A 10,848-nucleotide genomic window follows, 5' to 3' on the forward strand; every position below is an offset into this window, starting at 1 on the left:
AAGCCGGGGGGTAAATTCTTTGCGCGAGCATGGAGGATGGTTTTTTAGGTAGCAGCGCAAAGGCTCTCTGCGTGAGAGTAGACCTCGTAGAGGAGCTCTGCAGATTGATCAGGGTCAAGTCTGAAGTCGCCGTCACAGAACTCGGAGAGATTAAGAGGAGCAACTACCTGGAGGCTGCAAGAGCTGTGGCAGAGCTTGCTGAGAGGTCGGGTCTCTCGGCTGAAATCGTGGAACTTGAGGCTAAAGGAGGGGTGATCCCTACGGTGATCATAGAAGGGGGTGGGCAAGGGCCGAGCCTCGCGTTGGTCAGCCACTACGATGTTGTACCGGCAAGGGGTCCCTGGCTTGTCAACGGACGTGGAATCGATCCTTACGAGCCTCTAATCATCGATGGTAAAGTGTACGGCAGGGGCTCTGCTGACGATAAATCGGCTATCGTGGCCAGCATCGCTGGGCTGGCAGAGCTCTTGGAGAGCGGGGTGAAACTTAGGTACAAACCATCGATCGTTGTAACCGGTGATGAAGAAGTAGGAGGGTTAGGGGTTAAAACGCTCCTCGATAGTGGTTACCGCTGGGATAAGGCCGTAATTCTGGACGCTGGCGCTGAGTACCTCTCCGTGGGAGCAAGCGGCGTCGCCTTCGGCTGGATACGGGTGCGAGGTCGCTCCGGCCACGCAGGCTACCCTCACAAGGCTGCTAACCCTGTTGAAGGGGCGATAAAGCTGGCCTACAAGCTTTTGGAGACCTACAAGCCTTTAAGAGCCGCTAAGCTTTCGAGGTTCAACTCGCCTCCGGGCTCGCCCGTTCCTAAAGTCTGGGGACGCTTTAGCTTCACGATCTTCAAGCTGGCGCAGGGGGAGCCCGAGAAGCACAACCGGATCCCGTCGGAGGTGCTACTTGGTTTCGATTTGCGCCTACTCCCGGAGGAGGAGCTGGAAGGGGCGCTCGCAGAATTCTACTCGCATGTTTCCTCCGCAGCAGCGGGGCTAGGCGTAGACGTGGAGGTAACAGCTTGGGGTCAGAAAGGATGGTTCTCTAGGGACGAGAGCCTAATGAGGGAGGCGCTCGAAGCTGCTCGCCGAGCATACGCGGCCGTAGGCCTAAGTGGAGAGGTGGGAGCCGCAGCTGAGCTCGGCGGAAATGATGGAACGTTCTTCGACTCTGTTGGTATACCTGTAGTCGCGTTCGGTGCGATAAGAGCGGAGTGCAACGTTCACTCCGAAAACGAATTTGTCTACATTCATGATCTCCAAATGCTGAAGGAGTTCACGAAGAACCTACTGAAGGGTGGTACACATGAGTAAGCAGACAAGGTACGTATTCATCACGGGCGGCGTGCTTAGCGGAATAGGGAAAGGAGTGGTTTCAGCGTCCATCGCGAAGCTGTTCCAGTTTAGAGGGTACAGAGTCGATATGATCAAGATCGACCCTTACCTGAACGTTGATCCGGGCACCCTCAACCCGATCGAGCACGGTGAGGTTTTCGTCTGCGATGAAGTCTGGGAGTTTGAGCCAGCACCGGGCTACAGGTTTCTGATAGCCGAGATAGATCAGGACTTTGGAACATACGAGAGGTTCCTAGACGTAAACATGCACCCCTCTAACAACATAACCTCTGGGCAAGTTTACTTGAGCGTCATACTCCGCGAGCGCACGGGAGATTACCTGGGCAGAACCATTCAGGTTATTCCGCATATAACTGATGAAATCAAGCGTAGGATCAAGATGGTGGCGGATAGAAGCCAACCAGACGTACTGATCGTTGAAGTGGGTGGCACAGTCGGCGATATCGAGGCCATGCCCTACCTGGAGGCTATACGCCAGTTCCGCCTCGAAATGCCGCCGGGCTACACAGCCCTCGTTCATGTCACGCTTGTACCGTACCTTAAGACAGTGGGGCAGCAGAAGACGAAGCCGACTCAGCACAGCGTACGAGAGCTGCAGAGCATGGGCCTCCAACCCGATGTCATCATAGGGCGATCCGATGACTACCTGACGGAAGATTGCAGGAGGAAGATCAGCCTGTTCTGTAACGTCCCCCTCGAGGCAGTCATCTCGGACCCCGACCTCGACGTAGTCTACGAGCTCCCTCTGATATTCGAAAAGCAGGGATTGGGCAGATATTTATCAAGGATACTGAAACTGGAGCGAGTAGAGAGTGACGCAGCCGCGGTTGGTGAATGGGAGAGAGTGGTTTCCAGGTATAAGAGTAGGCACGAGAAAGTGACGATAGCGATGCCCGGCAAGTACACGATGATACACGACAGCTACATCAGCATCAACGCCGCACTCGATCACGCAGCAGCCGAGCTGGGGTTAGGCGTAGAGTTGAAATACATAGACTCTGAGAAATTTGAAGAGGATCCAGGCTTGCTGGAAGCGGAGCTGAAGACTGTAGATGGTATACTTCTGACACCCGGCTTCGGGTCGAGGGGGGTTGAAGGTATGATCCAGGCAGCCCGCTTCGCTCTGGAGAATGAGAAATGCTTCCTCGGAATATGCTTCGGCGCGCAGCTCCTCTTCATCGCTTTCTGCAGGTATGTCCTAGGCCTGAAAGGGGCTAACTCCACCGAGGTCGACCCGAATACACCCTACCCAGTTGTTGACCTGCTACCCGAGCAAAAGTCTATCACCGCAAAGGGAGGTACAATGAGGCTCGGAGCTCACGAAGTCTACTTGATTGAAGGCACCCGCGTTCACGAAGCTTACGGTGGTAAGAAAGTGGTAAAAGAGAGGTTCAGGCACCGCTATCACATCATACAAGACTATGCCATCAAGGGAAGGGATGCGGGACTGATAGTATCGGCAACAGACGCATCAGGGAGGATAATAAATGCAATTGAATTGGAATCTAAGAGTTGGATCGTAGGTGTCCAATTCCACCCCGAGTTCAAGAGCAGAGTTACGAGACCTTCACCCATATACCTAGCCTTTATTCGCGCCGCTTACGAGAGCAAGAAGAAACACGAAACGCGTTAAGAAATATATACTAGCGGCAATGTGGGACGCGGGGGAACGAACGTTGTGTTACGAGTTTTCAATACGTTAGGAAGAAGGCTAGAGCCTTTCGTGCCAGTGCATCCGCGCCGCGTCTCCATCTACGTGTGCGGGCCAACGGTCTACGACTATACGCACGTGGGTCACGCTCGCACCTACGTGGCTTTTGATACGATCAAGAGGTATCTTAGACTGCTAGGCTACGACGTCCTGCACGTCCAGAACATAACCGATATCGATGATAAAATCATCAGGAGATCCAGCGAGGAAGGGAGGAGCTGGAACGAAGTGGCAGACACTTACACGCGCGATTACCTGGACGCGCTAAAGAAGTTGAATGTAAAGGTCGATCTGCACCCCCGCGTGACCGAGCATATAAAGGACATCATAGACTTCGTCCAACGACTTATCGAAAAGGGCCACGCGTATGTGACCCCCAGTGGTAGCGTCTATTTCGACGTAAGCACGTACGACGGGTACGGCGAGCTTAGCGGTAGGCTAAGCAGAGAGCTATGGGGTCAGGAGCAAGAGCTGGTCAGAGAAAAGAAGAATCCGTTCGACTTCGCCCTCTGGAAAGCCGCTAAGCCGGGGGAGCCGTGGTGGGATAGCCCGTGGGGCCCTGGTCGGCCAGGCTGGCACATTGAGTGCAGTACGATGTCTACGAAGTACCTGGGAGAGCAGTTCGACATACACGGGGGTGGAAGCGATCTAATCTTCCCACACCATGAAAACGAAAGAGCGCAGAGTGAGGCCGCACTGGGAAAGAGACCTTGGGTCAAGTACTGGCTGCACACGGGAATGCTTACCGTTAAGGGGGAGAAAATGTCAAAAAGCTTGGGCAACATAATAACTCTGAAAGAGCTCTTCTCGAGGTGGAAGCCAGAGGTCATCAGGCTCTGGTTGGCTACCGTGCACTATAGGAGCATTGTCGACTTCTCGGACGAAGCCCTTCAGCAGGCGCAACGCAACTACGAGAGGCTAGCTCTCACCGCCCATTCTTTACGGGATATCCTTAGGAAGGAGGATTACAGCTTCAGTCTGAGCGACAGAGAAGTACGAGTCCTCAGGAGGCTTGAGGAACTGAGGGAAAACTTCCACAACGCCATGGACGACGATTTCAACTCGAGCAAGGCCTTCAGTTACGTCTATGAATTGACATCGATCGTACACTCTGAGATCCTAAAGAAGCCTGAAGCTGCTACGGTTCTCCGTGCTTATGCGCTCCTCGAGGAGTTTAACCGGGTGCTTGGGGTTCTTGACAGGTTCTTCTCAGAAGCGCCACCCTTACCCATCGAACAATTGATAGAAGTTGTAATTGAGGTGAGAAAAAGATTGCGAGCCAGCAAACACTATGAAATGGCCGACTGGATTAGAGAGCAGTTGGCTAAAATTGGCATAAGATTGTATGATAGGGGTGAAGAGACAAGCTGGGCGTTCACCTAGTTCAGGGCAGTTTCTCTAGACCCAGGGCTAATGCTATAGCCCCGTAAAGCCCTATATCATCGCCGAGCTGAGTGGCCCGTATCTCAGGTATCCTATTCACAGCGTATTCTGACACTAAGCGCTCTAAAGGCCGTATAACGAGGTCTACGTTGTTCAGAGCGACGGATCCTCCGATCGTGATGAGGGAGGGATCGTAAACGTTGATAACGTTAGCAACCCCCATAGCGTTGTAACGCTGAGCTTCTTCGACGACAGCGACTGCGAACGGGTCGTTCCTTTTAGCAGCATCGTAGACATCCTTCGACGTTATCTCCGATAGACCCTTTGAGGCTAGCACGCTCATCCGAAATAGCTCCGGCCTTCTCTCTGCGATGAGCCTAGCTAGTTTAGGTATGCCGCTACCTGAGGAGTACGCCTCCCAGTGCCCCCTTTTCCCGCATCCGCAAACAAGTTTTCCTTCAGAGTCTATGACCATGTGTCCGATCTCGTGCGCGTTTCCATCTTTCCCCAGCAGTAGGTGTCCGTTAACGTAGATACCACCCCCAATGCCCGTACTGATCGTGATGTACACCAGATCGTCATGGCCCCTACCGGCTCCAAAGAATCGCTCCCCGATGACAGCTGCAACGCAGTCGTTCACTAGGTAAGCCGGGACTCCGAGCGCCTGCTTGATTGGTTCCACTATCGGAACGTTCTCGAGAGGTAGGTTCGCAGCCCTCACTATGATCCCCCGCCTCATGTCGAGGGGACCGATGGATCCTATGCCGACCCCTTTGAGAGAGCTTTCACGAATCCCATTCCTCTTCAACATCTCACGTACCGCTTTGACTATAGCCGCAGCTGGGGCTGAGGAACTATCGCGCGGTGTCGCGAACTTCTCACGGTCTATTATCGTCGCGTCCCTGTCAGCCAGGACAACCCGAGTGTACGTTGCCCCAATGTCGACGCCCACCACGTAACTCATGCCGCGTCTCCCGAACCTATAGTTGAGTCGCAGCTTTATCTCTGTCTTTACGTTTCTCATCGCTGGTGATGAAAGTACTCGAGCAATACTCGTGGTGGCAGCGTGAGCGGAGGAAATATCACCCCCTAATTTCCAGAAATCGTGTAATGGCTAAGCTGGTCGTCTACGTTTGCCGGGAGCCGAACCACGATAAGCTAGTCGAAATGGTGAAAGATGTTCTGGATAGGGTTAAAGGCAAGAAGCCGAAACTACAGGTAGTTAGGCTAAAGCTGGAGAGAAGTGAGGATTTCCCCGCTTATCTAAGCCAGCTAGAGGAGCTTTTTGGAGGAGTAGCTACAGCTGAGTTCCGGAAGTACAGGATCGAAAGTTTACCCGCTATCGTTTACAATGATCAACTTGTCCTGCAGGGTAGCGTCCCCTCACTGGAGGAGCTTGAGGAGGCTCTTGCCTACGCGGGTTTGAAATTCTCGAAAAAGAGTGCAGTAGCTGCTCAGCTGCCAGTGCAGACCCAGCTTCCGTATCCAATCCAAAGTGGGATGATGACGGGAACGCCAGCCCATCTCGCTACAGCTAAATCTGGCGAGGAAACGCAAGCTAGGAGAGTACCTCAGCCTCCACCGAGAATCAAAATAATAGACAGGCTTTCTCCGCCAATTGAAGAAGCGGAAAGGACGGTTAAAGCTGAGGAGAGTGCTAGCTCTGAAGCAAGGATCTCACAGCCGACGAAGCCTCAAGAGCCTTTACTGCGTCCCGCTCAGAAGCCTGCCCCGCAAGAAACCCAGGCCAAAGCCGTCCAGCTCCCCGAAAAGCGGCCTCCCCCCTTGAGAACAACACCGCCTCCCCCCTTAGAAAAACAAATTACAGAAGAGGAGTTACTCATAAACGTACCCCCGGCCGCACCCGCGAGCCTCCAAGCGCGAAGAAGGAAACTTTGCAGGGATTGCATGTTCTACGAGCCTACAGCTAGGAGGTGCTTGCTCTATCGCGCCCCCATAAACGATCCTGAGAAACCTATTTGCGCATAGCCTGACGCAGCAGCTCCCTCAACGAGTACTTACTCGAAAAAACAGGGTCAGCCTCAATACTGTTGTGTTCGAATGTCCAGGCATACTCCACGATGAGGTCTAGACTCTTCGGCTTCAAACCCAACTGCCTTAAAGTTGGTGGATTTAAGTTCTGAAGAAGGTTCTGCACCCAAGCGAGTTCGCTCACAACATCGCCGTCGCTCTCCAGCTCTCGGGCCCAGTCGAAAACCCTCTCCAGCCAGCTGGGGAGGATCGCTAGTTCAGCGAGGAGCGGGTCAATACCGTAGAACGAATGCATGGCTTTCGCCAGTGCCAGCGTTACTGAGCATCGAAGAAGCCCATTAGCAAGTCCGGAAATCACTGTCGAAAAGAGTAGGCTTTCAAGATCTCCCCGTTGCAGCGCTTTTTTAAGCTCCTTAAGCGCGCCCTGAGCCAGCACACCCACAAAACAGTTAGTTCTCTTAAGCGCGAGCGCTTTCGCGCAAAGCGCGACAGCCTCCATTACAATTTCTCTATGATCAACAGGAGGCATCACACTGGAATCTAGAATTACAAGCATCGGCTGTTTAAATCGCCTGGGCGGGGGCAGTCGTCCTCTCGGGGGTATCGGTGTGCAATGCAGGGAGATTCCAAGGCCGGGCGGCGTGGCTACAACTACGAGGTGTGCTCGCAGTTCACTGCACGCGTACATTGAGAGGGACGTTTGAAGCCAGCCTCCTACAGATACTACCGCATCGCTACCACTAAGGGCTTGCACCGCGTTATCGATCGCAGTCGAATCAAGACGGTCACACTCGAAAACCCCTGTTACGCTCCTTCGAGCCGCACTCAAACTTTCGATTATCGCCTTGATGGTGTCCCTTGTTCGCTGACCAGCAATAACGCCTATTCTCTGCACCCCTATTGAGGCCAGCTCAAAACCCAGGCTTGTTAAGTAGTAAGCTTCGAAGACCAACTGCATCGGCATACTAATGCGAGCCCTAAGACCCACAGTCAAAGTGGGGCTCCACAATTAACATATCGTTAAGCGTTGAAGCTAATATTAGCTTCAACTCTATTCTCGCTCGTGGGGTTGGCTGAGGATATCGACTCAGTGATCGAACGCCTGAAGGATAGGTTGAACCATCCGGTTAAGGAAACTCTTGATAATCTCGGTAGCAGGTTGAAGGAGCTAGCCTTACGCCGCTTGATAAGCTCTAACCATACCGTCATGGAGTTGGTGGTGGCAGCCCACCTTCTCTCGAAGGGTTACAGTGTGGAGATCGAGCACGTTCTGGCCCCTAATCTGGTGTGCGACATATACGCCGTTCTCGACGGCAAAAGCTTAATTGTAGAGGTGGAGACAGGTTTCGTTCCACCCGAGAATTCCATCGACCCTGTTGCTTACAGATTTGCGAGGGAGCTCAGCAAGGTGGCAAGGTACAGCAGATACGCCGACTTCTTCGCTATGGCTGTTCCCCCCTTCCACATACTGCAACTGCCGTTCATCGTGTTCATGCCCCCTGAGGAGAGGAAGCACTGGGGTGTAGAGTACTTTAAAAGGCTACTCGACCTTTACTACAGCAAACCGCCCGTAAAGCTGGAGGAGCTTCTCGACGCAAAACTACACTACGTCTACGTAGTACTCGTCGATACTCTTGAGCTAATCGAACTTACAGCACGCGAATATTTCGTCACTTTCATCGAGAGACCCGCAATGCTGCTAGCGAAATCGAGGTGGCCCTTAGGCGATATACCCTTCGTAGTTAAGTGATCGAAGGTTAGCGAAAAGCGTCAGATGCGACGGCCCAATTCATCGCTCGTACCGGATTCGTCTCATCACTGTGACAGTGTTGATCTCGCGCTTTAAAAAGGTTTTCACGCCTACGTGGTATCGCCCACTGGACGACTTTGGCTGTCGCGTGAAGATGCTCACAAGAGCTCTCTTTGTATGCTGCTTCGTGCGGCAGTTTGTAACGCTATCATCAAAACGTTTTTCAAGGTTTTACCTCATTGACGCCTGATTATGACACTGTTGAAGCTCGAAGATCTCCACGTGGAGATCGAGCATAAGGAAGTTGTAAAGGGGGTCAGCTTAGAAGTAGAAGCGGGAGAAATACATCTGCTTTTCGGCCCTAACGGTAGCGGTAAGAGCACGCTTCTAAGAGCCGTGATGGGGTTGCCCAGCTGCACTATATCGAAGGGCAGGGTGATTTTCGGGGGGCGCGACATCACTACGTTAAAGGCCTATGAAAGAGCTTTACTCGGTATTGCATTGATGCACCAGAATCCGAGGCCTCTTAGCGTCAAGCTGCGGCAAATGGTGGTAGAGCTCAGCAGGAAATTCGGCAGCGATCCGGAGCTGATCAGGGATCTTAACTTGGACGGTCTCATGGATCGGGAGTTGCACAAGGGGTTCAGCGGCGGTGAGCTTAAGCGAGCCGAGCTGGCTCTCGTCCTCCTCCAGAGGCCCAAACTCGCCCTTCTAGACGAGCCCGACAGCGGCGTTGATCTCGAGAGCTTGAGGTTGGTGGGGAGAATCATCAATGAGATGGCAGATCGTGGCGTAGCTGTGCTACTCGTCACGCACACCGGAGCGGTAGCCGAACATTTGCGAAACGTCGCCGCAACGCACGTTCTGGTTAACGGAAGAATCGTAGCGTCGGGTGAGCTACCAAGCATCCTGAGAACTATTAGGCACAAGGGTTACAGCGCTTTCGAGGGGTGAGCTACATGTCGATGCCCTGGTCGATTTTTGAAAGCGGTAAATCGGCAAACTACTTGCAGCGAAACTTTGATATCGTCAGGCTTTTCGTCGCGAAGAGACTAGCTGAAAAAGGTTTTATTCTCGAGCCTCTCGAGAAGGCTGTAGAAAGGGAGTGGGTCAGAAAACTGCTGTGGAAAGCCCTTCCTGCACGAGAGGGGATCGTGAAGGGAGCCTTCGTCTACGTGCCTCCAAACACTCAGATTTCCGCGCCGCTTTCAATGTGCTTCGTAGTGGACAGGGGGGCCCAGTGGGTGCACAACGTCCTGTTCATTGGAGATAACAGCGAGGTGACGGTTTCAACAACCTGCCTCAGTGCTGGTGGGGGCGAGGAGCATCAGGGGTTCACCGAGGTTTACCTCGGCAGAGGGGCTAAGCTCGACTACATCACCATACACGGGTGGAGCAAGCAAACCAGCGTCGTGGCTGAAGTCGGAGTAGTGGCAGAAGAGGGTTCCACAATGAACGAATTATATGTAACTTTGAGAACGCCTCAGGCGTTAAGGAGCTTTACGAGAATCATGGGGGGAAGGAGGGCCAACATACTGAGTTCAACCCTCTATGTGGCTGGTGCTGGAAACTCGACCCTAGAGACGTACGTTGCGCTTGAAGAAGGAGCGTCAGCCGAGGTTCTTTCGAGAATCGTTGCCACGCGGGGGGCTATAGTCAGGCAGCCCATAACGGTTGAGGCACGGGGTGGGAGTGCGAGAGGGCACATCGAGTGCAGGGGACTTCAGCTAGACCCTTCGTCAGTGATAGAAACCATCCCCGCGCTTCGCTCATTGCACGGTGGCGCCCAATTGACGCATGAAGCAGCGATCGGAAAGCTTTCCCAAGAGGAGCTCGAGTACCTAATGTCTAAGGGCTTCTCGGAGGACGAGGCTGTCACACTCCTCGTACGAGGATTCCTCGAGCTTGGGATCAAGAGCCTGCCAGAAGCCTTGAAGCCTCAAGTAGCCGCAACACTAGACTTAATCGCGAAGGCCGCGAAAGGGTAGCATTTAAATAATGGTATTCGCAGAAGCCCTACGCGCTTAAGGTAGTGCGCGATTATGCCTCGCCCGCTGCTATTCTCGAAGAAGTATCTGCAGGATCTCCTGAGTGGTAGAAAGACGGCTACGATCCGCTTAGGCAGCGTGAGATACAGGCCGGGAGACGTTACGCTCGTCCACTGCGGCGGCCTAGTGCTGGGTAGGGTTAGGATCAAGTCCGTTGAGCGTAAGAAGCTCATCGATTTGACGGAGGAGGATGCTCGCATCGACGGCTTCGAGAGCCTGCGCGACCTACTTGTTGCAATTCGGCAGCACTACCCAAATATCAGGGCCAACACGCCACTCACTGTATTAAGGTTTGAGTGGGTCGAGAAGTTCGAAAACCCATGCAGCGACGCAAGCTTCGCGTGGAACTACGATAAAAGCCCCGAAGAAGTGGCCAAGCAGGCCCTCGAGAAGCTGGATGATTTAAGCGAGGAGGAAAAGACTGTGCTCAAGGTCTTCCTCTCTGCGGGGAGCGTGCGTGGAGCAGCGCGCAAGCTTGGAGGCCTCTCAGCAAGGCCTCTCGTGAGAGGTGTTTTAAGGCGCGTTGCCGAACGCTTGGCAGAACGAGGCTTCATCGAAAGGAAGGCTCCACAGGCGAGCGATACCGACAAAGAGAATGAATCACGTGGGCAGTGAGGT

General features: G+C 53.4%; 10 protein-coding genes. 8 read left to right on the top strand and 2 right to left on the bottom strand.

Going from position 1 to position 10,848, the window contains the following annotated elements:
* Positions 1 to 71 precede the first annotated feature (71 nt).
* From QXF46_02040 to cysS, 3 genes are read left to right on the top strand one after another with little or no spacing between them, the layout of a single operon-like run.
* Positions 72 to 1,304 carry a M20/M25/M40 family metallo-hydrolase gene (locus QXF46_02040; GenBank protein MEM0225636.1) on the top strand — a complete coding sequence of 411 codons (1,233 nt, stop codon included), beginning with the start codon at positions 72 to 74 and terminating at the stop codon, positions 1,302 to 1,304.
* Positions 1,297 to 2,979, top strand: coding sequence for a CTP synthase (locus QXF46_02045; GenBank protein ID MEM0225637.1), 1,683 nt, complete (start codon positions 1,297 to 1,299; stop codon positions 2,977 to 2,979). The genes QXF46_02040 and QXF46_02045 overlap by 8 nt, the downstream gene beginning before the upstream one ends.
* Positions 2,980 to 3,024: 45 nt before the next feature.
* Entirely contained in the window at positions 3,025 to 4,440 is a 1,416-nt protein-coding gene (cysS, locus tag QXF46_02050; GenBank protein ID MEM0225638.1) for a cysteine--tRNA ligase, read from the top strand.
* Between the two features lies 1 nt (position 4,441).
* On the opposite strand, the gene QXF46_02055 is transcribed toward cysS, so the two are convergent.
* On the bottom strand, positions 4,442 to 5,404 hold the full coding sequence (locus QXF46_02055; protein ID MEM0225639.1) for an ROK family protein: 963 nt from the start codon (positions 5,402 to 5,404) through the stop codon (positions 4,442 to 4,444).
* Between the two features lie 146 nt (positions 5,405 to 5,550).
* Between QXF46_02055 and QXF46_02060 the strand changes: the two genes are divergently transcribed.
* Positions 5,551 to 6,429 carry a thioredoxin family protein gene (locus tag QXF46_02060; GenBank protein MEM0225640.1) on the top strand — a complete coding sequence of 293 codons (879 nt, stop codon included), beginning with the start codon at positions 5,551 to 5,553 and terminating at the stop codon, positions 6,427 to 6,429.
* On the opposite strand, the gene QXF46_02065 is transcribed toward QXF46_02060, so the two are convergent.
* A complete protein-coding gene (locus QXF46_02065; protein ID MEM0225641.1) occupies positions 6,416 to 7,426 on the bottom strand; it encodes a hypothetical protein in 1,011 nt (336 codons plus the stop codon). The genes QXF46_02060 and QXF46_02065 overlap by 14 nt on opposite strands.
* A gap of 69 nt (positions 7,427 to 7,495) precedes the next feature.
* Here QXF46_02065 and QXF46_02070 point away from each other — a divergent pair, with 69 nt between their 5' ends.
* The 4 genes from QXF46_02070 (at position 7,496) to QXF46_02085 (ending at position 10,845) form a co-directional block, all read left to right on the top strand.
* Positions 7,496 to 8,182, top strand: coding sequence for a hypothetical protein (locus QXF46_02070; GenBank protein MEM0225642.1), 687 nt, complete (start codon positions 7,496 to 7,498; stop codon positions 8,180 to 8,182).
* A gap of 252 nt (positions 8,183 to 8,434) precedes the next feature.
* Complete coding sequence (locus QXF46_02075) at positions 8,435 to 9,136, top strand: ABC transporter ATP-binding protein (protein MEM0225643.1); 702 nt, start codon at positions 8,435 to 8,437, stop codon at positions 9,134 to 9,136.
* Positions 9,137 to 9,141: 5 nt separating this feature from the next.
* Complete coding sequence (locus tag QXF46_02080; GenBank protein MEM0225644.1) at positions 9,142 to 10,170, top strand: SufD family Fe-S cluster assembly protein; 1,029 nt, start codon at positions 9,142 to 9,144, stop codon at positions 10,168 to 10,170.
* 54 nt (positions 10,171 to 10,224) lie between these two features.
* The gene (locus QXF46_02085; protein ID MEM0225645.1) at positions 10,225 to 10,845 is read left to right on the top strand and encodes an ASCH domain-containing protein; all 621 of its coding nucleotides are present in this window, start codon (positions 10,225 to 10,227) and stop codon (positions 10,843 to 10,845) included.
* Positions 10,846 to 10,848: the final 3 nt, after the last annotated feature.

This window comes from Thermofilaceae archaeon (assembly GCA_038731975.1).
Taxonomy (GTDB): domain Archaea; phylum Thermoproteota; class Thermoprotei; order Thermofilales; family Thermofilaceae; genus JANXEW01.

Excerpts from the sequence above, each read along its gene's own strand:
- QXF46_02080 (MEM0225644.1), top strand. The coding sequence starts at position 9,142 with ATGTCGATGCCCTGGTCGATTTTTGAAAGCGGTAAATCGGCAAACTAC.
- QXF46_02055 (MEM0225639.1), bottom strand. The coding sequence starts at position 5,404 with ATGAGTTACGTGGTGGGCGTCGACATTGGGGCAACGTACACTCGGGTT.
- QXF46_02045 (MEM0225637.1), top strand. The coding sequence starts at position 1,297 with ATGAGTAAGCAGACAAGGTACGTATTCATCACGGGCGGCGTGCTTAGC.
- QXF46_02075 (MEM0225643.1), top strand. The coding sequence starts at position 8,435 with ATGACACTGTTGAAGCTCGAAGATCTCCACGTGGAGATCGAGCATAAG.
- QXF46_02085 (MEM0225645.1), top strand. The coding sequence starts at position 10,225 with ATGCCTCGCCCGCTGCTATTCTCGAAGAAGTATCTGCAGGATCTCCTG.
- QXF46_02060 (MEM0225640.1), top strand. The coding sequence starts at position 5,551 with ATGGCTAAGCTGGTCGTCTACGTTTGCCGGGAGCCGAACCACGATAAG.